Genomic DNA, 21964 nt, shown 5'->3' on the forward strand with positions numbered 1-21964 from the left:
CGTCACGATTAAAATGTCTCAACAAATTTTGATCGGTGTAGATATCGGCACTTCTCGAATCAAGGCAGTTGCAACAGATTTTGATTTAAAGGTAATCGCTGAATATGCCGAGCCAACTCCTTGGCGCCATGAGAAAAACGCTAGCGATATAGATATGTTGCTCTTGGCTAAGACGGTCACCGCAGTTGCAGCGAAAGCGGCAGAACTTGCTGGTGGGAAAGTCGCAGCAATTGGTTTCACCGGCTTTAGCGAAACCGGAGTTTTGATTGATGGTGCTGGTAAGCCACTGGCACCTGGTTTAGCGTGGCACGATCCGCGCGGCTTAACTGAACCAATCATTAAGGAACTTGGCGATTACGAATTTAGAGCGCGCGCTGGTGCGCTATTAAATGAAATTGCATCGATTTCAAAAACGCTCTGGCTAAATCAGGAATACCCCGAAACTCGCAAAGCCAAACACTTTCTCTCGGCGCCAGAATGGGTTGCTTACTGCCTTGGTGCAGATTTGGTAAATGAACTTTCACTAGTAAGCAGAACTGGTTTCTACGATGTCGAAGCGCGTGCGCCTTGGCGTGAAGCAATGGCGCTAGTTGGCGGTGGAGAAGATTTCTTAGCTCGTTTAGTTGTTGCAGGCGAACCAATTGGAATTGTTAGTAACGATGCCCCAGAGGTTTTGCGTGGCGCAGTCATTACTATTGCTGGACATGATCATTTCACTGCAGCGTATTACTGTGGTGCTATAAATGAAGGATCGCTCGTTGATTCGATGGGAACCGCTGAGGCTTTACTACGCACATTTAAGAAGCCGTTATCTCGAGATGCGATTGCTGAATTAGCGGCGGCTAATGTTGGATTAAGCGCTTCGGTTATTGCAGATCACTTCACCTTGCTTGGTGCACTGCCAACTGGCCTAACTCTAGAAAGAGTTTGTTCGCTGGTTGGCGTTTCAACGCGCGACGAGAAGATTGCACTTGGTGAAGCAGCACTGAAAATCGATCCAAAGGCTAGTGCGCTGAGTGTTAACAATGATTATCACGGTCTCTCTGTCACTAATCTCGATGATGCCGTCTCACCTGCCGCGCTCTTTCGAGCAACTGCTGAACATCTCGTTGATGAGTCAGCAAAGATGGTCTCTCTAATTGAAAAGTTCACCGGACCTGCTACAGAGGTAGTTATCGCCGGTGGTTGGGTAAAAAATCCAATGATTGCCAGCGCCAAGAAGAAACAATTTGGAAGTTATAAAGTCTCTGATGCCACAGAAGCTGGCGCAACAGGTGCCGCGCAGTTCGCGGGAATCGCTGCAGGAATACTTAAGTTAAGAAGTTAGCTACTTATATTGCTCAAGAGTCCAGGCGCGAACACCGCCGGCTACTCCTGCTGCATTTGGAACGATAACTACCTCATCGCCCATACGATCTAAATCTGCTTGGCGAATACAGCGCGCATTACCGCCACCGATATAAAGGCGATCCCACATAAACACTGGGCGAAGTTCATCGACCATAGCGCGAATGCGACGTGACCAGAATGCATTTCCGAGGCGACGACGTTCGTGTTCGCCGATCCATGTGTCATAAGTAGTTGCGCGACGAACTGGCGCATGTGAAAACTCAATGTGTGGTGAGAGTGATCCACCGTAGAAAATTGCAAAGCCAAGTCCAGTTCCAAGCGTGATCACAACTTCATAACCAGAGCCCGAGATAATTCCGGCGCCATGAACTTCAGCATCATTTAAAACGCGAGTTGGCATCTCTAACTTTTTAGTTAGTGCGTTTTGCATATCAAATCCGCTCCACTGTTCTTGGAGTTCTGGATCGATCTTTGTGCGTGGACCAGATTTAGTCATGTAATGCGGTGTCGAGATAACAACGCCATGACGGATCATTCCGGGCATACCAACGGTTGCACGGTATGCCGATGGAAGTGAATCGGCGATTCCCTTAATGGTTTCGATAAAGCGATCTGGTGAAAGCGGGTAAGGAGTTTCAATTCGACTTGGCTTTGAGTGCATTGTGCCTGACTCATCGAGTACGCAACTCTTTAGAAAGAGTCCACCGCAGTCGACGGATAGCGTTAAGCGCTCATCGTTGGCCATTGGAAAATTCTCCCACAACCCTTGCTACAACTGAAATTCTTATTTGGCTAGGCTTATTTACCGCGTTGGCCATAGATATTTTGATAGCGGTCAAACAACTTATCGACGCTCTCTTGATCAATTAACTGCAAGGTCCCAAGTGATTTCGCAATCCAGGTTGTCTTTGCAACATCTTCACACATCACCGCTGATTTAACAGCTGCAGTTGCATCTTTACCAATCGAAAATACGCCATGGTTCTTCATTATTACCGCGGAAGAACGGTGTCCTGTAAGGGTTTCAACAACGCCTTTGCCAATTGCATCGTTGCCGATAAGTGCAAATGGACCGAGAGGGATTTCGCCACCAAACTCGTCAGCCATTGCAGTTAGGGCACATGGAATTGCGCTGTGAACCGCGCTCCACGCAGCAGCGTAATTTGAGTGAGTGTGTACAACTCCGCCCACATCTTTCATATGACGATAAATATAAGCATGGGTGTGGGTATCACTCGATGGTGAAAGTTCACCTTCTAGAACATTTCCATCAAGATCACAAATTATCATCTGCGAAGGTTTCAAATCTTCGTAACTAACTCCACTTGGTTTAATCATAAAACGTTTGCCATCTGACATTCGCTCTGAGACATTGCCGGCGGTCCAAGCAACTAATCCGTAACGCTGTAGATCAATATTTAATTTGCAGACTTTTACACGCAACTCTTTCTTGGAACTCATTACTTTCCTTCCGTAGATGTGAGCGCACGATCTCGGATCGCACGAAGTGAATGCATCGCGCCGTTGTGGCCGAAGCTTTCATAAAGATCGTTGTAGTGCTTGTAAAGATCGTTATAGACCTTGGCGTTTGCAGGATTTGGCTGATAACGCTCATCGGCTACTCCGCCCATCGCAGCAGCGGCAGTTTGTACATCTTTATATGCACCTGCGGCAACAGCTGCGTGAATTGCCGAACCAAGCGCTGGACCTTGGGCAGATTTAATAATCGTTATTGGCATATTTAAAACATCAGCATAGATCTGCATAACGAAACTATTTTTAATGAGCCCGCCAGCGGCGATAAATTCTTTAACTGGCACGCCGGATTCATTAAAGGTCTGCACAATTTTGCGCGCACCATATGCCGTTGATTCAACGATTGCGCGATAGATCTCTTCTGGCTTGGTGGAAAGAGTTAAACCCATAATCAATCCAGATAGTTGGTGATCAACCAGAGTTGAGCGGTTGCCGCTCTGCCAATCCAAGGCAACTAGCCCGTGTGCGCCAACTGGTTGCGCGCTAGCTAGTTGAGATAGATAGGTATGTATATCAACGCCTTTTGCGGCTGCAGCTGCGGTGTATTCAGCCGGTGCATAGTTATTAGCAAACCATCCGAAGATATCTCCCACACCTGATTGGCCCGCTTCGTAACCAAGTGCGCCATCAATAATTCCACCATCGACTACGCCGCACATGCCCGGTACTTCGGCAAATTTTTCAGAGACCATTACGTGGCAAGTAGAAGTTCCCATGATCGCAACCATCTGTCCTGGGTTAACAGCGTTTGCCGCGGCAGAAGTTACATGTGCATCTACGTTGCCAACTGCAACTGCAATTCCTTCAGGAAGACCGGTCCACTTTGAAGCTTCAGCGGTTAGCGTTCCAGCCCATGCACCTAGAGCGCCGAGTTCATGCTCTAATTTTTCCGCGATAAAGTTTTCAAACTTTGGATTGAGCGCCGCTAAATATTCTTTGGTTGGATACTTTCCATCTTGATAAATACCTTTATATCCTGCGGTGCAGATATTGCGCACATACTTGCCGCAGAGTTGCCAGATGATCCAATCGGCTGCTTCTACCCATTTATCCATCGCTTGATAAATTTCAGGTGCTTCTTCTAAAACTTGTAGCGCTTTAGCAAATTCCCATTCCGAAGAAATTTTGCCGCCATAGCGAGAGATCCAAGGTTCTTTGCGCGCATGTGCAAGTTCATTTATGCGATCGGCATGTGGCTGCGCAGAATGGTGCTTCCACAATTTAACGAAGGCATGTGGGTTCTTAGAAAATTCTGGAAGTTCGCAGAGTGGGGTTCCATCGCTCTTTACTGGAAGAACTGTGCAAGCTGTGAAATCTGTGGTTATCCCGATAACAGATTTAGGATCGATTCCAGATTCCTTAAGAACTGCAGGAACGGTAACTTTTAAAACATCAACATAATCAGATGGAACTTGTAGCGCCCAATCAGGTGGCAACTTTGCACCGGATGTTGGGAGTTTCTCCTCTATTACAGCGTGTGGGTATTCATAAACCGCTGTTGCAATTTCGGCGCCATCAGAGACGCGCACCAATAAAGCGCGACCAGAAAGCGTTCCGTAATCAACGCCTATTACATATTTATTACTTAGATCGCTAGTTAAATCTGGCACTCGCAGAGCCTACCGCAGGGCTAATCTCTGCTGCTAGAGTTGAAAAAGTTAACTGTTACCAATTAATAAGGAGTTTTCATGACTGTCATTACGATTTTAGGCGCCGGCGGCAAAATGGGTAATCGTGTTACCCAGCCACTTCTTGATACAAAGAAGTACGAGCTTCGCTTCGTAGAAAAATCTGAGGCTGGCCAAGCGCGAATCCGCGAAGCCGGAAATACAGTTATGGAATTAGATGATGCCCTTAAAGGAACTGATGTAGTTATCTTTACAACTCCTGATGCTTTGGTACGCCAAATTTCTGATGAAGTTGTTCCAAAGTTAGATCCTGGTACAAAGATTCTCTTCCTTGACCCTGCAGCAATTGCTGCAGATCGCGTTAAGCATCGCGCAGATATCAGTTGCTTCGTCTGCCATCCGACTCATCCACCGGTATTTAGTTTGCTCGGCGAAACAGATCCTGCAGCGCGTCGTGACTACTGGGGTGGCGGACTTGCAACTCAAGCCTTGGTGTTTGCAATTGCCTGGGGAACTGAAGAAGAAGCAGATCTCGTCGAAACAATTGCAACTGAAATGTTTGCACCAATTAGCGCAAGCCACCGTATTACCGTTCAGCAGATGGCACTTCTTGAGCCGGCGCTTAGCGAAACTCTAATTAACGGCTGCGTCGAAGTAATTACTCAAGGTTTGCAAAAGGTTATTGATCTTGGCGTTCCTGAAGCTGCTGCCAAAGATTTCTGCATGGGCCATTTGCAGATCAGCATCGCGCTCTTGTTTGAAGAGTTAAATTGGAAGTTATCTGATGGCGCACTTATGGCGCTAAAGAACGCTCAAGGTTCGCTCTTTCGCGATGATTGGGATGCCATCTTTAAGCCCGAGAATGTTCTCGCTAGCGTTAAGCAGATAACTGGCGGAGATAAGTAAGTAGATGAAACTCGGTATATCCAGTTTCACCTTTCCCTGGGCGATCGGCGGGATCGAGCCTGACTATCCAGTTGCGATGAGCGCCTTTGAACTTTTGGAGCGCGCCCACAATTTAAAGGCTGATGTATTGCAGATCGCCGATAATTTGCCGATTGGCGGGCTTGCAGAGGCCGAACTTCTTAAGTTAAAGGCGCAAGCAGTTAGTTATGGAATATCAATAGAAATTGGAACTCGCGGAATCAAAAGCGAGAACATTGAGAATTTTCTACGTATCGCACAGTTACTGGGTTCGCCGATTCTGCGAGTTGTCATTGATAGCAAAGGCCACGAACCCACAATTCCGGAGATAGTTCAACTACTTAAACCTTTCGAAGCTAAATTTAAAGAAGCAAATATCAAGCTAGCGATTGAAAATCACGATCGCTTAACCTGCGCAGAATTTAACGAGATCATTGATCAAGTTGGCTCTGATTGGGTCGGAATTTGTCTAGATACTGTTAACTCACTTGGCGCAGTCGAAGCGCCCAATACCGTGATTCCGGCGCTGGCACCTCGTGCAATTAATGTGCATTTGAAAGATTTTGAAATTGTTCGCACCAACGGGCAGATGGGATTTACCGTTCGAGGAACAGCGCTCGGCGAAGGTCGATTAGATGTCGCTGAAGTCATCACCGCGGTAGGTGGAACCAAACGCGAGATCACCGCGGTTATCGAACTTTGGACTCCACGCCAAGATAGTTATGAAGCAACTGTTGCTTTAGAGAACGAATGGGCAGAGATCAGTGTTACTAATTTACGGAAATCGATAGGATCTTAACTATGGAGTTAACGGGCTATAACGTTGTCGTAACCGGCGGAAGCGGCGGTATCGGCTCAGCTTTAATTACTGGCCTTATCCAATCTGGCGCAACTGTTCATAACTTGGATCTACAAAGCCCGGCCCCTTCAGATGCAAAGTTTTATAAGACTGATTTAACTGATGAGAATTCTGTAAAGGCATCTCTCTCTTTTATCAAAACAATTGATGCGCTAATTGTTTGTGCAGGTGTGCAGTTGGTTGGCGCCGATTCCAAGATTGCAGAAGTTTCACTCGATACCTGGCAGAAAACTATTGATATAAATATGACTGGTGCTTTTTTATCGGTTAAGCATGCAATGCCCGGCCTTATCCAATCTGGCAGAGGTTCAGTTGTTTTGATCGGTTCTCCAACTGGTATGACGATGGAGGGCGCTGGCTACACCGCCTATGGCGCATCTAAAGCCGGAATGATGGGGCTTTCGCGCATCATCGCCGTTGATTACAAAGAGCAAGGCGTTCGTTCCAATGTGGTTGTTCCCGGAACTATGTCGACTCCTTTGATTCAGAAGATTTGGGATGACCCAGAGAAAGGCCCTGATCTAATTCGCCGAACTCCGCTTGGACGAATGGGTAAGCCAAGTGATTTGGTTGGTTTAGTTAATTGGTTGGTCTCTGATCAATCTTCATTTGCAACTGGTGCAATGTACGCAGTCGATGGCGGAATGACTGCCCGATGAGTAAGAATTTCTGGCCGGATACCCAACGGGTTGAGCACGCTGGATTTACAGTTGATATCGCACGCGCTGCTATCAGAAACGTTACTTATCAAGGCGCGCAAATAATTGATCTGCTCTACACCGCAATTCGTCCTTGGGATTGGTCAACTCTTGATCCCGATGAACATAGCGAAGTTGTTGAGATATCAGGAGAAAATTGTCTTATAACAATTACTGATTTATTTGCAGGATCGATGCAGGGGAAGACGGTCTTAACTCTGCAACCTAACGGGAAATTTACAATTGACTACCAGCTAACTGGTTTAGGGAAATTTGAAATCCAACGGTGGGGTGTTTGTTTCTGTCTACACACTGGCGACTGGATGGGTTCAACCGTTAACGCCAACGGAGATACCTATTCATTACTTAAAGAGATCTCGCCACAGCGCGTTATCGATGGCGTCACAAAAGGGCTATTTCCTGCCAGCAACGATATGTACTTCGTTGCCCCAGATAAGAGATCGCTAAAAGTTATATCAACTGGCAAGGTTTTAGAAGCGGAAGATCAACGCAACTGGACCGATAACACCTACAAAATTTATAGCGGTTCGTTAGCCGAACCCCGTCCTTTTGTAATTGAAAAAGGTATGAAATGGGAACAACGGGTCGAATTTGAAGTGACTCCGCCGGCAACTTCGATCCCTGATGGATCAAAGATCATTGCAAGAGATATTCCTTCACTACCGCGCATTGGCGTGCAATTTAATGGTGAGCCTTTACTGCCGAGCGATGACCTCGAAAAGGCGCTATTTATTCTCGAAATCGACCACATCCGCGTAAATGAAGAGTCGCTAACTGCCCAAAAGATCGCAACGATAAGTAAGAGCGGCCTTGCCCTTGAAGCCGCACTGCTCTCATCAAATGACGGTGGCGAACTAGCTAGAGAAGTTGAACATTTAAGCGCCCGAGTTCCGGCAGGTTCACGTTTATTGATTCATCGCCAAGGCCGTCAAATTGTTCAAGGCTCTGATCTACCAAAGAATACAACCTTAAATTCTTACATTCCTGGCAGCGATGCTTACTTAGTTGATCTACATCGCGAGAAATTTGAGTTCGGTGACGCGGTTTCATATTCAATGGTCCCGACAGTTCATTCATCTGATCCGGAAACTATCTTTAAAACTCTCTACACCCAGAAAGAGTCGATTGAGTTTGCTAAGAAGTTTGTTGCACCCCAAGTATCAGTCTCTCCAATTACCTTTTCTACTCGCGGAAATCCTGAGACCGGACACCTGCGGGATAACCGAATTAACTTTGCCCAGCCCGGGATGGCAGAACAGATCAAAGAGTTATCTGCTGCCGCTTGGACTTTAGGTTCTGTATTTGCACTTGCGAGCGCCGGTGCATATTCGGGAACATGGCACGAACTCTTCGGTGAACACGGTGTTATTTACAACGAAGGTTCTGCAATTAAGTTCTCACCAACTTTTCATGCATTGTCAGCGCTAGGTGCGCATCACGCACATGAAATTACAATCGCAACTTCACTCGATAGTTCGTGGGTGGCCTTCGAAGACCGTGAATCGCGAAAGATGGTTGTCGCCTCGCAGCGACCATGGGTTGTTGAAATTACCCCAAAGGTTTTGGCCGGCTACAAATCGATTCAAAGCCTGCACGCCAATGAGTGCGAAAAGGCGAGCCAGATTATGGATTGGTGGTCATATGCTGAGATAAATCCACTTATCGGCGATATCCCGCTATCGATCACCCCCTTTGAGATCCTCCTCCTGCGTGGCTAATCCGGCTTTATAACGCCCTTTTCTGCCGCTCGTAACGGTTCGGTAACGATCGAATTTTCGCCCAAAAACCCTTTTATTGCGGTGGGCGGCTATGTACTATCGGTATCGCTTGACCCCACCTATAGGAGGAAATACATATGGCAAAGCTTTTCTCACGCCGCACTGCAGCAGTTGTTGCTGTAGCCGCAGCGTCAATGCTTGTGCTTTCTGCATGTTCAAATAGCGACAGCGGAAGCGGAGACACTGTAAAGGTCTCACTAATTACTAAAGATCAGTCAAACCCATTCTTCGTTGCGATGATCAAGGGTGCAACTGAGAAGGCTGAAACTCTCGGCGTAGAACTAACTGTTACATCTGGTGTAGATGAGTCAGATTACGCAGGACAGATCACAGCGATTGAAAACGCAATCTCTGCAAAGCACGCTGGTATCTTGATCGTTCCAGTATCAACAGAAGTTAACGCAGCGATCACAAAGGCACGCGAAGCTGGCCTTTACATCATCGCTCTTGACACAGCACCAGATCCTGCTGACATCGTAGATATCACTTTCGCAACAGATAACCGCGAAGCTGGTCTTCTAATCGGTCAGTGGACAGCTGCAAAGCTTGCTGGCAAGAAGGCAACAATTGCACTTCTAGACATCTTCGATGACCGCATTGTGTCTGTTGACTACATGCGCGATAACGGATTCCTTGCAGGTATGGGAATTGATGTTAAGGATCCAAACAAGATGGGTGACGAAGCCAAGACTGGCAAGTACTCAGGCGGCGACTATGAGATCGTTGGAAACGTAGCAACAGGTGCTAACGAAGACGGCGGCCGTACAGGTATGGAACAACTTCTTGCTAAGAACAAGAAGATCAACGTTGTTTACACAATCAACGAGCCAACAGCAATCGGTGCATGTGCTGCAGCAGCTGCTGCTGGTATCAAGCTCGATGTAATGGTTTCTGTTGACGGTGGCGGCGCTGGTATCAACGCTGTTAAGTCAGGTTGCATCAACGCAACTTCACAGCAGTACCCATTGTTGATGGCTGACCTTGGCGTCCAAGCTATCTACGACATCGTGAAGAACGGTACAAAGCCAACTACTTCAGAAGGCCTTGACTTCTTCAACACCGGCGTTAAGTTGATTACTGATGACCCACAAGAGGGTGTTCCATCAGAGACAACTGAATACGGTCTAGCAAACGCTTGGGGTTAATCCCAGCTCTTTAGTGAATAACTAAAGAAGAGTGTTTAAAGAGGGCGGCTGCTTCGGCAGTCGCCCTCTTTAACACAATTTAAATGTTCAAGATTTGGCTAAAGTAAGTTACAGTTCAAATAAATATTCGAAAGGACCAAAAGTGAGTCAAGAGACGACAAACTACGATGCGGCGTCCGAGTTCCAGGACCGCGCAACGTTTAGTCAGAAGATGCAGGCGGTTCTTCACAAGTATCCGTGGCTTAGCTCCACAATGGTGCTTGTTGTAGCATCAATTACCTTTAGTTTTTTCAATGAAAACTTCTTAACACCATCTAACTTCTCACTCATCTTGCAGCAAGTAGCGATCGTTGGCGCTGTTGCAACTGGTCAGACTTTAATTATTCTTACCGCGGGTATCGACCTTTCATGTGGTGCGATCGCGATCTTCTCTTCAATGGCTATGGCAAAACTTGCACAAGGCACTCCGGCAGTTGAAGGCGATGGCCTATCAATCTGGATCGCATTCCCTGCGGGACTTTTGGTGGGAATGCTCGCCGGCGCAATTAACGGTGCGCTCGTAACCAAAGTTAAATTGCCACCATTTATCGTTACCTTGGGAACTTTCAATATCTTCCTTGCACTCACGCTTACCTTCACCAAGGGAACTGTTCCTGCAAACGAGATGCCTCCGTTCCTTCTTACTCTTGGACACTATGTAAATCTCGGACCATTCCGCGTGACAACTGGTGTTCTCTTTATGATCGCTATGTATATCGTCTTAGCTTTTGCTCTGCGTTACACAGCATGGGGACGCCACGTATACGCAGTCGGTGATGACATCGATGCAGCTCGCTTAGCTGGTATCTCAGTTAACCGCGTTCTCATGAGCGTTTACGTAGTTGCTGGTCTAACTTTCGCACTCGCAGCCTGGATCGTTATCGGCCGCGTAACCGTTGCTAGCCCGAATACCGGTGGTGATCTAAACCTAGATGCGATCACTGCGGTGGTTATCGGTGGTACATCTCTATTCGGTGGCCGCGGCACAATCTTCGGATCCCTTATCGGAGCGGTAATCGTGGGTGTTTTCCGTAACGGTCTAACACTTGCTGGTGTGGATCTTTACTTCCAGCTAATGGCTATCGGAATCCTGATTATCTTCGCTGTCTCTGTCGACCAATGGATCAGAAAGGCACGCAAATGAGTAAGGCTCCCGTTCTTCAAGCAGTTGGAGTTACCAAGGCTTATGGTCGCGTTATCGCACTTGATGGCGCAGACCTTGAGCTCTTTCCTGGTGAAGTTCTCGCAGTAGTAGGCGATAACGGTGCTGGTAAATCAACTCTGATTAAATGTCTTTCAGGCGCTGAAATTCCTGATCACGGTCAGATCATTCTTGATGGCCAAGAAATGTCATTTAAGCGACCACAAGATGGACGTCATGCCGGAATCGAAACTGTGTATCAGACACTTGCTGTTGCACCAGCTTTAGATATCGCATCAAACCTCTTCCTTGGCCGCGAAATGCGCAAGGCAGGTCCCTTGGGATCTGTTCTTCGTATGATCGATAGCTCTGGAATGCGCAAGGCAGCGAAAGAACATATCTCTGCTCTTGGTATCGGAACTATCCAGAATATTTCACAAGCCGTTGAAACACTTTCAGGTGGTCAGCGTCAGGCTGTTGCAGTTGCTCGCGCCGCTGCCTTCGGTCAGAAGTTGATCATCCTTGATGAGCCAACAGCTGCACTCGGAGTTCGTGAATCACGTCAGGTTCTTAAACTCATTGAGTCCCTACGCGAACGCGGTATGCCAGTTATCTTGATTTCACACAACATGCCTCAGGTATTTGAAGTTGCAGATCGCATCCAGGTTCAACGCCTCGGAAAGCGCGCTGCAGTTGTTACTCCAAAGACCCACACCATGAACGATGTTGTTGCGATCATGACTGGTGCGATGACAGTTGATAAGAAAGACCAAGCGCTTTCATCAATTCGTTAATCACAAGCAACTAGCTAAAAGAGATTAAAACAATGGCCACTCCGGTTCGTATTGAATCGGATGTGGTCATTGTTGGTTCTGGGATAGGTGGCGCCACAACTGCCTTTGCTTTGGCGCAAAAGGGTGTTAAAACGCTGGTTTTAGAGCGCGGCGAACGAATGCCACGTGAGCCTGAAAACTGGTCGCCATCTGAGATCTTTATGAAGACTCGCTACAAGCCAAATGAAAAATGGGTTGATGAAAAGGGAAATGAGTTTGTTCCCGGCGTTCATTACTTCGTTGGTGGAAATAGCAAGGTTTACGGTGCATCTCTGCCGCGCTTTAGCCGTTATGACTTTGGCGTAATCAAACATCAGGAAGGTATTTCGCCCGCCTGGCCATTTACCTACGATGACCTCGAGCCTTTCTACTACAAAGCCGAAGAGCTATACCGCGTCCATGGCGATGCGCAGAATATTTATGGCAACAACCGCATGACTCCATTTCCATACCCTGCGATGAAACATGAGCCATACGTTGAAGAGCTCGGAAAGCGGCTAGTTAAAGCTGGCGTGCACCCACATTCAAATTCAATGGGAATTGATCTTGGGCCTGGTGGAAAATGTATTCGCTGCAAAACTTGTGATGGCTTTGTTTGTAAGTTGGATGCCAAGAGCGATGCTGAAGTAAATGCACTTAATCCAGCAATTGCAACAGGCCATGTAACTCTCATGACTTCAGTACAGGTAAATCGCATTGTGCTTACTAGCGATGGAAAGTCAGTCAGCCATTTAGAGGCCACTAGAGGCGATGAAGCCCTCGAGATTTATGGAAAAAACTTTGTTATCGCAGCTGGCTCTGTAAATACCGCAGCGTTACTTCTTCGCTCCGGTGTTGCTAACTCATCAGATCAAGTTGGCCGTAACTTTATGATGCATAACAACAGCCATATCGCTGCCGTGGATATGCGTCGCAAGAACGATGTCACTTTCCAGAAGACACTTTCTTTCACCGATTGGTATCTAGATGGTGGTAAGGGTTACCCGCTTGGCGCTGTGCAATTAATCGGCAAGGTGCAAGGCATCATGATGAAATCTTTCGCTAAGCACGTGCCACTGCCGATACTTAACTTAGTCTCTGATCACAGCGTGGAATTTGTGGTTATGTCTGAGGACCTGCCACACCCAGATAACCGCGTAACTATTGATAAAAATGGCGCAATCAAGATTGCTCGCAAATCAGTCGGAATGAAGACCCACTTTGAACTTCTGCGCCGGGCTAAGAAAGTACTTCGCAAAACTGGCTACCAAGCAATCTTTAGACAACCTTTTGATATTTCGATGAACTCACATCAATGCGGAACAACCGTTGCCGGCAACGATCCGCGCACCAGCGTTGTCGATGGCTATTGCCGCAGCCACGATCACCACAATCTTTACTTAATCGATGGTGGATTCTTCCCATCATCTGCAGCAATGAACCCAGCGCTGACAATCGCCGCACAGGCGCTGCGCGTTGTTGAGCAATCAGATCTAGCTAAAGTTTAAGCAAGACCCAAGACGCGCAATAGTTCGTCATTTAAATCCTTGGCATCAACATCTACGCCAGTCCAATACTTAATTCCGATCACCGCTTGATTTACAACCATACCCAAGCCTTGCAGGGTCGTTGCTCCGCGCTTACCGGCTTCATCCAAGAAGTAAGTTTGTGGTGGATTAACAATTACATCGGCAGCCAACATTCCTGGGCGAATAGATTCGAAATCAATATCCTGCTTGCCCTCAGTATTAACCATGCCCATTGATGTTGAGTTAATGACAACTTCAGCATCTTGTGGGATTGAATAAGTCTTATTCCATTCCACAAATTCTGCAGTGGCAGACGTCTTATCGTTGAGCAGCGCTGTTAGCTCTTCACCGCGAGTGCGTGAACGGTTTACAACATAGAACTTAGTCGCACCAGCAAGCGCGAGTTCAACCGCAATTGCACGCGCAGCACCACCTGCACCGAGCAGAACAATTGTTTTACCTGTTGCCGGTGTAATTTCTAGAAATGATTTTAAAAATCCTTTGCCATCGGTATTTTCACCGATTAACTTGCCGTCGCGATTGACCGCACAGTTAACGGCACCGATTAGAGCAGCTGACTCCCCTAAGCCATCTAGGTACTTAATAACTTCGACCTTGTGAGGGATAGAGCAGTTAAAACCCTTCCAATTCATCGCTCTGGCGCCTTTTACAGCCGCTTCCAATTGGTCTGGGTTAACTTCGCAGTTAACGTAGCGATAGTGCAGGTTATTGGCCTTGTAAGAGGCCTCCACCATGGCAACTGTTGGGTTGGAGTCAGAACCCTGTGAAAAGCTTCCAGTTAATTCATGTCGAAAAGATCCGCCGATATCCATGGTCATGTTCAGACCTTACCTTGCAAGTTATGATCAGCCAATGACCACTTCATTCTTAAAGCGCATCGCATCTGCACCAATTTCATGGGGAATCTGTGAAGTACCGGGTTGGGGCGCAATGTTGCCAACTAAGCGCGTGCTCTCAGAGATGACCAGTCTTGGGTTACCTGCTACCGAACTCGGTGCACCTGGATTCTTCTCTGATGATTCTGCAGAACTCAAGGATCAGCTAGCAGAATTTAATATGTCGATGATTGGTGGCTTCACACCCGTTGTGCTGCATGACAAGTCACAAGAAAAAGCAACAATTGAAATGGCTCTGACCACTAGCAAAAAGTTTCAAGAGATAGGCGCAACTCACTTCGTTTCCTGTCCAGTACAGACTTGGGATTGGGCCAACCCTGAAGAGTTAAGCAAAGATGAAGTTACGCAATTCTTTAAGATGCTCGCTGAGGTAGATCAGATCTGTAAAGATCACGGCCTTGTACAAGTGGTTCACCCACATTTACAAACTGTTGTTGAGACTAAAAAAGATATTGATATGGTGGTCGACAACTCTGAAGTTATGTGGTGCCTAGATACCGGTCACATGACCATCGGCGGACAAGACACCGTTGAATTTGCGAAGAAGTACGCCAGCCGCGTTGGTCACGTTCACCTTAAAGATGTAAATATGAAATCTGTTCCGCCAGTTCTATCGCGTCAGCAGAGCATCATGGAAGGTGTACAGAAAGGTTTGTTTACACCTCTTGGGCAAGGCGATGTTCCGATTCTCGACACAATTCTCGCGCTGGAAGCGGCCGGATATCAGGGTTGGTATGTCATCGAACAAGATGTCGCAATTACTGGTGAAATGCCAGGAATTGGCGAGGGCCCAATTAGCGGAATGAAGCAATCAGTTGATTATCTTCATAACGTTGTAGCACCAGCGCTAGCTAAAATCGGCAAATAAAAAATTGCAACAGATAAATCCCATTGTTTTGCCCGATGATTTCTCGGTTGGCCACTACGCCGCTGAAATTATCTTCACCGAATTAGTTCGCGCTAAATCTGAAGGACGCCCATTTGTTCTGGGTTGTCCAGGCGGACGCACTCCACGCAGTACATATAACGCACTTGCTGGAATGATCAAGGCCGGTAAGCAAGATATTTCACATGTAGTAATTGCAATGATGGATGAATATCTGCAAGATAACGCTGACGGCTCACATTCAAATCATGGCGAAGATAAACACTTTAGTTGTGTGCGCTTTGCCAAGTTAGAAATCTTTGATGTTCTCAATTCGGGAGCTCCTGAAGGCGGAAAAATTCCTGCAGAAAACGTGCGCTTTCCCGATGCCTCAGATCCACAAGGCTATGAAGATTACCTACGCAAAGTTGGTGTGAACGTCTTTCTTATGGCTAGCGGTGGATCTGATGGCCACGTCGCATTTAATCCACCAGGGACTGAAAAAAGCGCACGTACCCGCATTGTGAGAATTGCAGATGAAACTCGCCAGGATAACCTAGGAACTTTTCCAGATTTTAAGGATGTAAGTGAAGTGCCAATGTACGGAGTTAGCGTTGGTCCAACCACAATGATTGATGTATCTGACATTGTGATTATGGAGATCATCGGGTCCCATAAAAATAAAGCCTTTAAACGTATCTCGGCGGCAACCGGATATGAAAGTGATTGGCCTTCTACAGTTGTGCGCGAATGTAAGGATTACTACATCCTTGCTGACAATGCTGCAGCTAACTCTTAATTAGCTGCGATCGCTGCGCCAATTACGGCAGCGCTGTTTCCGGCAACTGAGTTAATAACTTCGGGCGCTTTTCTACGCTTGGTCACGCTCTTTTCATAACTGGCCAGAACTAAGTTGCGATATAAATCGCTGCCGAGCCATAACCCGCCGCCAATAACTATATTTGCTGGATCTAGAAAATCAACCATTGCTGCCAGTGATTTACCTAGAACAGCCGCTGCGGAACCAATAATCTCTTTAGCAATTGGATCCTTTTCGTATTGCGCAAAGACTATTTCAGCACTTGTTACATCTGTCCCCGTCGCCTTTTGATAGCGACGAGCAATTCCTAGTCCAGATGAGAATTGTTCAAGGATCGGGCTCTCTTGCGAGTTATCAATCTGTGTAATTCCAAAACCAATCGCCTCACCAGTTGCCCCAGCCCAAGGTTTTCCGCCGATTACCAGCGCATGCGATATTCCTGAACTAACAGTTATAAATAAGAAATCTTTGACATTTGCTGCGCGTGCTTCAGCCAGCGCCATAGCGCGCACATCAGATTCGATAACCCAGGCAAACCCGGTTAGCGCAGCAAAATCTTCTTTCGGCTGCACAGACCAAGCGATCTGATCTTTGCTATTTAACAGATGATCTGGGGTTACATATTCGGCAAAGCATGCGCCACCTTTAGTTACTTCCAAATTCTTATCTTTGGCTACCTGTAGCAGCGCATTGATTAAACCTTTTGTTAAAGCCAAATCTGGATCTGCGTCTCCATACAGCGCCGTTCGTGCAGGCACCGTCTCGTGATGCAAGATTTCAAAAGTATCGCCGACTAGGGCGCCAGCAATCTTGGAAGCCCCGACATCTATCGCCAGGGTTGCCCTAGTCGAATTCATAATTAATAAGAATAGTCCCTATCGGTTAGAAAGGCTTTTGAGTAGACTGGCGATCATTAAATATTCTTTCAATAACTAGGGAGTCTTTCGTGTCTGATATTCGTGTTGGCGTTATTGGTGTTGGAATCATGGGCGCAGGTCACGCGCGTTACATCACTGATTCAGTAGATGGCGCAGTTGTTACAGCCTTCTTCGATCTTGATGCCGCACGTATGGATGCACTTGCTAAAGAGCTCTCTGCCAAATCTGGCGCAACGATCAACTTGCACTCATCAGTTGATGCGCTCGTAAATGATCCAACTGTTGATGCAGTAATCATCTGTTCTCCCGATGGTCTGCACCCAGAACACCTAGAACTCTGCGTTAAAGCAAAGAAGCCAACGCTCTGCGAAAAGCCTCTTGCTCCACGCCTAGAAGATGCGAAGAAGATCGCTGAAATCGTTAAGGCATCAGGTGTTCCTGTTGCGCTCGGTTTTATGCGCCGCTTTGATCCAGGTTACGTTCAAATGAAGAAGGAAATCCAGTCAGGCAAGTACGGCGAAGTTATTCAGATCCGCGCCGTAAGCCGCAACGTTTCATCACCTGGCGCAACCACAGCAGGCATGATCTCTAACTCTGCTGTACACGAATTTGATATCGCACGTTGGTTGCTTGAAGAGGAGTTCACAACCGTTTCTGTGGCATATGCAAAGAAGACTTCACACGCTAACCCAGATATTCAAGATGCGATCAGCATTTTGGCCCACACCGAATCCGGCGTGCTTATGACGGTAGATAACTGCGCAAATAGCACCTATGGCTACGACGTGCGCGTTGAAGTTCTTATGCAGAACGGTTCACTCGCGCTAAATAACCTAGGCGATTTAACAATCAGCTTTGACTTCGACCTACCTGCACGCAAATCAGGACGCTTGCACGATAACTGGATCGGTCGCTTTACCGATGCCTACATCGGCGAATTACGCGCTTGGGTAGCCTCAATTAAAGATGGCGTTGTAAATCCAAACCTCGCAACTGTCGATGATGGCATCGCCGCAAGCATCGCTTGCGAAAAAGGAATCGCCTCTCTCTAGCCGATCTGTAAAACCAAGTTTTATGACTGCTGCTGCATAGACCAAAGCGTCCAAATATGTGTGCGCACCGTTAGTGGTTGACGCATGATTTGTACGATCTGGAAAGCAACATCATCTGGGCGCAAATAGCTAGCAAGCTTTGGCTCACCCGCTGTACGTCCAGCTTCAATTGCAAACTGAGTATCTGTTCCGGCAGGACATACCAACGCTACGCGCACACCTTTTTCGCGGAGTTCGCGATCGAGTCCGCCTGCAAAACCAACTTGTGCATGCTTAGTTCCAGCATAAATAGATTCATCTCCACCGCCACGGAAGCCCGCAACTGATGAAACCATGATTATATCGCCGGCCTTTTTAGCAAGCATCGTTGGAAGAGTTGCACGAACAATATGCACGCTGCCTTCGTAGTTAGTGCGCATCATTCGATTTACTTCATCATCGCTGTAATCAAGGACTGACCCATACATACCAATGCCAGCATTTGGTACTACGCAATCAATGGTTCCGAAAGCATCTAACGCCTTCTTTGCAACAGCTCGAGCAACGTCTGGAATCGATGAATCTCCAGCCAGGTACGCAGCATTATCTGCACCAAGTGAGGCAACCATCTCTTGCAACTTAGCTTCGTTGCGCGCATTTAGAACTACTTTGCAACCTAACTCAACGAGTTGCTTGGCAGCTGCAGCACCGATTCCGGTTGTTGCGCCAGTGATTACTACTACTGATCCTTTGATATCTCTTAGTTGATAAGTCATGCAGGAATACTAAGACAGGTCACAGCTAATTTCTAGAGGGCATCCATTACGGTAATAGTCTCGCCAAAGACATAGTTCGGGCCGATCGCCTGCCACGCCTTGCTGTTTTCGTTGACCATGTGGGCATCCCAAGATGGGCGATCGCTCCAGATCTCCCAGACATTTACAACATCTGGCTTCTGGGTATCGCGGTAGATATCAATGAATTCGCAACCGGCTTCAGTGCGGATAACAGCGATATGGCTTTTGAGTTTAGAAACAAACTCATCAAATTGGCCAGGCTTAACGTTTACTTCAACGAATAGAAAGACTTTGCTCATGGCGCAACGGTATCTCTTATCGAATTAAATAAAAAGAAAAGCCTTCCGGTGTGAAAGGCACCGAAAGGCTCATCTCGTGCGCGCGAAGGGATTCGAACCCCTAACCTTCTGATCCGTAGTCAGATGCTCTATCCGTTGAGCTACGCACGCCAGACTGTGAATACTACAACCTTTTCAAATACCACCCAAACTAAGTAGTTCCTCGCGTGTGACTGCCTTTACCCGAGGTTTACCTAACGGCTCTCCCGCTGCCACTTCTGCCGCATTAATTGCTTCCCAATGGGACTGAGAAATCACTTTGCTTGCGGGCAAAATATCTGCAATATCTCCACCGTTTTTTACACCCTTTAAATCTTCTACCAATAACTTCATAACATCTGCAGCATCTGATTTATTTGTGCCGATCACACCTGATGGTCCGCGCTTTGCCCATCCAACTACGTAAAGGTTTTCGCTGACGCGGCCCTCGTTATTTACTACTTTTCCACGCTCGTAAGGAATGCCAGGAATGCTTGCTGCTTCATAGCCAATTGCAGTGATAACTAGTCCGCATTTAATACTAAAAGTCTCATCGCTACCGGTTTTTTGAAATATAACTTCTTCTACTTTGCCGGCGCCTTTGAATTCAACTGGGGTGGCAAGGAATTGAAACTTCATTGTGCGATCGTGGTTTGTCGCCTCTTTTTCAGAGATCAACAACATCGCATCGAGATTGCTCTTTGTGTCTTTTTCGATCTCATCCCCTACGCGCGAAATAGCCGCTTCAATATCTGATTTAGCCATCAAAACGTTGGTGTGCTCTAACTTCGGAAGTTCACGAAGTTCTGGAGAAGTAAAGGCGGCATGTTCTGGTCCGCGGCGTGCACTAATCACAACTTCGCGGATCGAGGACTCTTTAAGCGCTGCAATAGCGTGATCTGCAGTATCTGTCGGATCTAGTTCACTTGGTTCAAGTGCCAACATTCGCGCCACATCCATGGCCACGTTTCCGGCACCGATAACAACGGCGGTTGTGCAATTTAAATCAATTTTGAAATCTGCAAAGTCTGGGTGTGCGTTATACCAGGGGACAAAGTGAGCCGCAGATATCGATCCTGGTAGATCTTCGCCAGGAATACCCAGCTTTTTGCCCACTGCTGAACCTGTTGCGATAACTACCGCGTCATACATCTCATTTAGCTGCTCGATTGAAACATCAGTGCCGAGCTCAACGTTGCCGAACAAACGGAAGTTTCCTGCAGTCGCGATCTTTTCAAACACCTTTGCAACAGTCTTAATCTTTGGGTGATCGGGTGCCACACCACTGCGAACTAAGCCCCATGGGGTTGGCAGGCGTTCAATCATGTCGATAGAAAATTGCAGATCATCGGTCTGCAGATTCTGAAGTGCTTGCGCTGCAAAGTAGCCGGCTGGACCTGCACCGACGATCGCTACTTTGTAATTTTGCATGTGCCTATTCTATTCATGGCTACTGGCATCTCTGTACATTTTTTAGGTTTTTATGTACACTTTATTTATGAAGTCATTTCCTTTAACCGATGCTCGTCGTGAGCTGCCCACGCTCGTGGATAAATCAGCGAAAGAGCCAATTCTTATCACTCGCCATGGTGAGGAAGCTGCAGTGCTGCTCTCTCCTTCACTTTACGAAAAAATGCTTGATGCCATGGAAGAACTTGAAGATATCGCCGCCTATGATGCCGCTAAAGCCAGACGTGAAGATTCAACGCTTTGGCAAGATGCACGTAAGGAACTTGGCTTGGTTTGAGCGAGTTCACTTTAAGAATCGAAAAAACCCCACGCAAGTTTCTGAAAACGCTAAATCTCAGCGATAAACGACGGATCGACGCCGCACTTTCTTTGCTTTCGGAAAACCCAATCCCTCCTAAGGCTAAGAAACTTTCAGGGAGAAATGGCTACAGAATAAGGGTCGGAGACTTTCGAATAATCTATGAGATCCAGAAAAGCATCCTTGTAGTTCTTGTAATCGATATTGGCCACCGGCGCGAAATTTATAGAAAGTGAAAGTTTCCACAAAGTGAATTTACATCGTTTACACATTAGCGCTAATTAGCAAGGCGCCCCCCTATAGAGACAAAGCAAGACTATCTAAATCAAGGTTTTTTCCTTGAAAACTTACCGAAAGTCCTTTTGGCCCGATGGATACAGATTTAACTTTTAAGCCCGCTGGAACCTTTAAGTCCTTTACGGTTCGGCTCTTGATTTGCTCCTGAATATCTGCAGGAAGCGATGAGGCTGGAATTGGACTTCCCATTATCGAAACACTCTTAATTTGGAAGTAAATCTGGTTATTCGAATACTTTGGAACAATTAAGGCTTTACCAAGTCCTCCGGCGCCGACTGATATTTGCAAAGCATTATCAACTATTTCCGCATCGTTGAAACCAGATTCAGCTAGTAGCTGAGAAATGTCGACTGTTGATTTGATATCCAAAGATCCGATCCGCGTGGATGCGGATTTACTAATTTCTTTAGCAGAAATTTCTAGTGAGGATTTTCTGCCGCTGCTCTTCAACGTGTAGTCAGCGATATCGATTTTTACTGCTTTGATTGAATCTGAATTTAAAATACTTAGTAAATCTGTTAGAGGTATGGAGGCGCTTATTCCTGAGGCGCTTGGAAGCCGTTGTTGTACGCGGGATTCAATCTTTGATGAGACCGCACTTTCGGCAACTAGCGCTGCGGTGCCTAAAAGAACAAAGGCAGTTGTTGTAACGATCGCGGCAGATTTTTTACGCTTCATTCGCGGGAGAGTACACAAGTTAGATGAAGAATCCCTGAGAGCGGAGACGAGGAGATTTGAACTCCTGAAGGGTTTAACCCCTTACCTCGTTAGCAGTGAGGCGCACTCGACCGGGCTATGCGACGTCTCCAAGTAC

The 21964-nt window shown here is 46.9% G+C and carries 23 protein-coding genes and 2 tRNA genes; 14 read left to right on the plus strand and 11 right to left on the minus strand.

The genetic code is table 11. From position 1 onward, the window contains the following. Positions 1 to 13 precede the first annotated feature (13 nt). A complete protein-coding gene (locus A1s21148_RS07070) occupies positions 14 to 1327 on the plus strand; it encodes an FGGY-family carbohydrate kinase (protein WP_095671703.1) in 1314 nt (437 codons plus the stop codon). Here A1s21148_RS07070 and A1s21148_RS07075 read toward each other — a convergent pair whose 3' ends face one another. The 3 genes from A1s21148_RS07075 to araB are packed head-to-tail and all read right to left on the minus strand — an operon-like array spanning position 1328 to position 4496. Then, complete coding sequence (locus A1s21148_RS07075) at positions 1328 to 2095, minus strand: ROK family protein (protein WP_095671704.1); 768 nt, start codon at positions 2093 to 2095, stop codon at positions 1328 to 1330. Between the two features lie 53 nt (positions 2096 to 2148). Then, the gene (locus A1s21148_RS07080) at positions 2149 to 2811 is read right to left on the minus strand and encodes an L-ribulose-5-phosphate 4-epimerase (protein WP_095671705.1); all 663 of its coding nucleotides are present in this window, start codon (positions 2809 to 2811) and stop codon (positions 2149 to 2151) included. Further along, a complete protein-coding gene (araB, locus tag A1s21148_RS07085) occupies positions 2811 to 4496 on the minus strand; it encodes a ribulokinase (RefSeq protein ID WP_095671706.1) in 1686 nt (561 codons plus the stop codon). Before araB ends, A1s21148_RS07080 begins: the two co-directional genes overlap by 1 nt. Positions 4497 to 4574: 78 nt before the next feature. On the opposite strand from araB, the gene A1s21148_RS07090 reads away from it, so the two are divergent. The 8 genes from A1s21148_RS07090 (at position 4575) to A1s21148_RS07125 (ending at position 13439) form a co-directional block, all read left to right on the plus strand. Beyond that, a complete protein-coding gene (locus A1s21148_RS07090; RefSeq protein ID WP_095671707.1) occupies positions 4575 to 5420 on the plus strand; it encodes a phosphogluconate dehydrogenase C-terminal domain-containing protein in 846 nt (281 codons plus the stop codon). A gap of 4 nt (positions 5421 to 5424) precedes the next feature. Continuing rightward, the gene (locus tag A1s21148_RS07095) at positions 5425 to 6237 is read left to right on the plus strand and encodes a sugar phosphate isomerase/epimerase family protein (protein WP_095671708.1); all 813 of its coding nucleotides are present in this window, start codon (positions 5425 to 5427) and stop codon (positions 6235 to 6237) included. Positions 6238 to 6239: 2 nt separating this feature from the next. Continuing rightward, a complete protein-coding gene (locus tag A1s21148_RS07100) occupies positions 6240 to 6956 on the plus strand; it encodes an SDR family NAD(P)-dependent oxidoreductase (protein ID WP_095671709.1) in 717 nt (238 codons plus the stop codon). Beyond that, on the plus strand, positions 6953 to 8734 hold the full coding sequence (locus tag A1s21148_RS07105) for a D-apionate lactonase family protein (protein ID WP_095671710.1): 1782 nt from the start codon (positions 6953 to 6955) through the stop codon (positions 8732 to 8734). The genes A1s21148_RS07100 and A1s21148_RS07105 overlap by 4 nt, the downstream gene beginning before the upstream one ends. 137 nt (positions 8735 to 8871) lie before the next feature. Continuing rightward, a complete protein-coding gene (locus A1s21148_RS07110; RefSeq protein WP_095671711.1) occupies positions 8872 to 9939 on the plus strand; it encodes a substrate-binding domain-containing protein in 1068 nt (355 codons plus the stop codon). A gap of 211 nt (positions 9940 to 10150) precedes the next feature. Beyond that, on the plus strand, positions 10151 to 11122 hold the full coding sequence (locus A1s21148_RS07115; protein WP_095671712.1) for an ABC transporter permease: 972 nt from the start codon (positions 10151 to 10153) through the stop codon (positions 11120 to 11122). Beyond that, on the plus strand, positions 11119 to 11913 hold the full coding sequence (locus tag A1s21148_RS07120) for an ATP-binding cassette domain-containing protein (protein ID WP_095671713.1): 795 nt from the start codon (positions 11119 to 11121) through the stop codon (positions 11911 to 11913). The genes A1s21148_RS07115 and A1s21148_RS07120 overlap by 4 nt, the downstream gene beginning before the upstream one ends. A 32-nt stretch (positions 11914 to 11945) precedes the next feature. Next, a complete protein-coding gene (locus tag A1s21148_RS07125) occupies positions 11946 to 13439 on the plus strand; it encodes an FAD-dependent oxidoreductase (RefSeq protein WP_095671714.1) in 1494 nt (497 codons plus the stop codon). On the opposite strand, the gene aroE is transcribed toward A1s21148_RS07125, so the two are convergent. Then, the gene (gene aroE, locus A1s21148_RS07130; protein WP_223299389.1) at positions 13436 to 14299 is read right to left on the minus strand and encodes a shikimate dehydrogenase; all 864 of its coding nucleotides are present in this window, start codon (positions 14297 to 14299) and stop codon (positions 13436 to 13438) included. The two genes, A1s21148_RS07125 and aroE, sit on opposite strands and share 4 nt — an antisense overlap. Before the next feature lie 34 nt (positions 14300 to 14333). Here aroE and A1s21148_RS07135 point away from each other — a divergent pair, with 34 nt between their 5' ends. Together A1s21148_RS07135 and A1s21148_RS07140 are read left to right on the plus strand one after the other, a co-directional pair. Continuing rightward, entirely contained in the window at positions 14334 to 15245 is a 912-nt protein-coding gene (locus A1s21148_RS07135) for a TIM barrel protein (RefSeq protein WP_190276880.1), read from the plus strand. Positions 15246 to 15249: 4 nt separating this feature from the next. After that, the gene (locus A1s21148_RS07140; RefSeq protein ID WP_095671715.1) at positions 15250 to 16041 is read left to right on the plus strand and encodes a 6-phosphogluconolactonase; all 792 of its coding nucleotides are present in this window, start codon (positions 15250 to 15252) and stop codon (positions 16039 to 16041) included. Here A1s21148_RS07140 and A1s21148_RS07145 read toward each other — a convergent pair. Further along, entirely contained in the window at positions 16038 to 16919 is an 882-nt protein-coding gene (locus A1s21148_RS07145) for an ROK family protein (protein ID WP_095671716.1), read from the minus strand. The genes A1s21148_RS07140 and A1s21148_RS07145 overlap by 4 nt on opposite strands. Positions 16920 to 17008: 89 nt before the next feature. Here A1s21148_RS07145 and A1s21148_RS07150 point away from each other — a divergent pair, with 89 nt between their 5' ends. Continuing rightward, positions 17009 to 17992, plus strand: a complete 984-nt coding sequence (locus A1s21148_RS07150; protein WP_095671717.1) for a Gfo/Idh/MocA family oxidoreductase — start codon at positions 17009 to 17011, stop codon at positions 17990 to 17992. 20 nt (positions 17993 to 18012) lie between these two features. Here the strand turns inward: A1s21148_RS07150 and A1s21148_RS07155 are convergent, their stop codons facing one another. The 4 genes from A1s21148_RS07155 to A1s21148_RS07170 all read right to left on the minus strand — a co-directional run bounded on the left by A1s21148_RS07155 (position 18013) and on the right by A1s21148_RS07170 (position 20516). Then, on the minus strand, positions 18013 to 18747 hold the full coding sequence (locus tag A1s21148_RS07155) for an SDR family NAD(P)-dependent oxidoreductase (RefSeq protein ID WP_095671718.1): 735 nt from the start codon (positions 18745 to 18747) through the stop codon (positions 18013 to 18015). A gap of 32 nt (positions 18748 to 18779) precedes the next feature. Then, the gene (locus tag A1s21148_RS07160; protein ID WP_095671719.1) at positions 18780 to 19067 is read right to left on the minus strand and encodes a putative quinol monooxygenase; all 288 of its coding nucleotides are present in this window, start codon (positions 19065 to 19067) and stop codon (positions 18780 to 18782) included. 77 nt (positions 19068 to 19144) lie between these two features. Continuing rightward, positions 19145 to 19217: transfer RNA gene (locus A1s21148_RS07165), tRNA-Arg, on the minus strand. Positions 19218 to 19241: 24 nt separating this feature from the next. Beyond that, positions 19242 to 20516: an FAD-dependent oxidoreductase gene (locus A1s21148_RS07170; protein ID WP_095671720.1), complete on the minus strand. Its 1275-nt coding sequence runs from the start codon at positions 20514 to 20516 to the stop codon at positions 19242 to 19244. A gap of 67 nt (positions 20517 to 20583) precedes the next feature. Here A1s21148_RS07170 and A1s21148_RS07175 point away from each other — a divergent pair, with 67 nt between their 5' ends. Then, positions 20584 to 20832, plus strand: a complete 249-nt coding sequence (locus tag A1s21148_RS07175; protein WP_190276881.1) for a type II toxin-antitoxin system Phd/YefM family antitoxin — start codon at positions 20584 to 20586, stop codon at positions 20830 to 20832. Further along, positions 20829 to 21089 (plus strand): type II toxin-antitoxin system RelE family toxin, encoded by a 261-nt coding sequence (locus A1s21148_RS07625; RefSeq protein ID WP_095671722.1) that lies wholly within the window; start codon positions 20829 to 20831, stop codon positions 21087 to 21089. The genes A1s21148_RS07175 and A1s21148_RS07625 overlap by 4 nt, the downstream gene beginning before the upstream one ends. A 61-nt stretch (positions 21090 to 21150) precedes the next feature. On the opposite strand, the gene A1s21148_RS07185 is transcribed toward A1s21148_RS07625, so the two are convergent. Next, positions 21151 to 21828: an LmeA family phospholipid-binding protein gene (locus A1s21148_RS07185; RefSeq protein ID WP_095671723.1), complete on the minus strand. Its 678-nt coding sequence runs from the start codon at positions 21826 to 21828 to the stop codon at positions 21151 to 21153. A gap of 41 nt (positions 21829 to 21869) precedes the next feature. Next, positions 21870 to 21958, minus strand: a tRNA-Ser gene (locus A1s21148_RS07190). Positions 21959 to 21964: the final 6 nt, after the last annotated feature.

This window comes from Candidatus Planktophila lacus (genome assembly GCF_002287925.1).
Classification (GTDB): Bacteria; Actinomycetota; Actinomycetes; order Nanopelagicales; family Nanopelagicaceae; genus Planktophila; species Planktophila lacus.

Bases quoted from the DNA above. Each gene is read 5' to 3' on its own strand.
- A1s21148_RS07070 (WP_095671703.1), top strand. From the start codon at position 14: ATGTCTCAACAAATTTTGATCGGTGTAGATATCGGCACTTCTCGAATC.
- A1s21148_RS07075 (WP_095671704.1), bottom strand. From the start codon at position 2,095: ATGGCCAACGATGAGCGCTTAACGCTATCCGTCGACTGCGGTGGACTC.
- A1s21148_RS07080 (WP_095671705.1), bottom strand. From the start codon at position 2,811: ATGAGTTCCAAGAAAGAGTTGCGTGTAAAAGTCTGCAAATTAAATATT.
- A1s21148_RS07090 (WP_095671707.1), top strand. From the start codon at position 4,575: ATGACTGTCATTACGATTTTAGGCGCCGGCGGCAAAATGGGTAATCGT.
- A1s21148_RS07095 (WP_095671708.1), top strand. From the start codon at position 5,425: ATGAAACTCGGTATATCCAGTTTCACCTTTCCCTGGGCGATCGGCGGG.
- A1s21148_RS07100 (WP_095671709.1), top strand. From the start codon at position 6,240: ATGGAGTTAACGGGCTATAACGTTGTCGTAACCGGCGGAAGCGGCGGT.
- A1s21148_RS07105 (WP_095671710.1), top strand. From the start codon at position 6,953: ATGAGTAAGAATTTCTGGCCGGATACCCAACGGGTTGAGCACGCTGGA.
- A1s21148_RS07110 (WP_095671711.1), top strand. From the start codon at position 8,872: ATGGCAAAGCTTTTCTCACGCCGCACTGCAGCAGTTGTTGCTGTAGCC.
- A1s21148_RS07115 (WP_095671712.1), top strand. From the start codon at position 10,151: ATGCAGGCGGTTCTTCACAAGTATCCGTGGCTTAGCTCCACAATGGTG.
- A1s21148_RS07120 (WP_095671713.1), top strand. From the start codon at position 11,119: ATGAGTAAGGCTCCCGTTCTTCAAGCAGTTGGAGTTACCAAGGCTTAT.
- A1s21148_RS07125 (WP_095671714.1), top strand. From the start codon at position 11,946: ATGGCCACTCCGGTTCGTATTGAATCGGATGTGGTCATTGTTGGTTCT.
- aroE (WP_223299389.1), bottom strand. From the start codon at position 14,299: ATGACCATGGATATCGGCGGATCTTTTCGACATGAATTAACTGGAAGC.
- A1s21148_RS07135 (WP_190276880.1), top strand. From the start codon at position 14,334: ATGACCACTTCATTCTTAAAGCGCATCGCATCTGCACCAATTTCATGG.
- A1s21148_RS07145 (WP_095671716.1), bottom strand. From the start codon at position 16,919: ATGAATTCGACTAGGGCAACCCTGGCGATAGATGTCGGGGCTTCCAAG.
- A1s21148_RS07155 (WP_095671718.1), bottom strand. From the start codon at position 18,747: ATGACTTATCAACTAAGAGATATCAAAGGATCAGTAGTAGTAATCACT.
- A1s21148_RS07160 (WP_095671719.1), bottom strand. From the start codon at position 19,067: ATGAGCAAAGTCTTTCTATTCGTTGAAGTAAACGTTAAGCCTGGCCAA.
- A1s21148_RS07170 (WP_095671720.1), bottom strand. From the start codon at position 20,516: ATGCAAAATTACAAAGTAGCGATCGTCGGTGCAGGTCCAGCCGGCTAC.
- A1s21148_RS07175 (WP_190276881.1), top strand. From the start codon at position 20,584: ATGAAGTCATTTCCTTTAACCGATGCTCGTCGTGAGCTGCCCACGCTC.
- A1s21148_RS07185 (WP_095671723.1), bottom strand. From the start codon at position 21,828: ATGAAGCGTAAAAAATCTGCCGCGATCGTTACAACAACTGCCTTTGTT.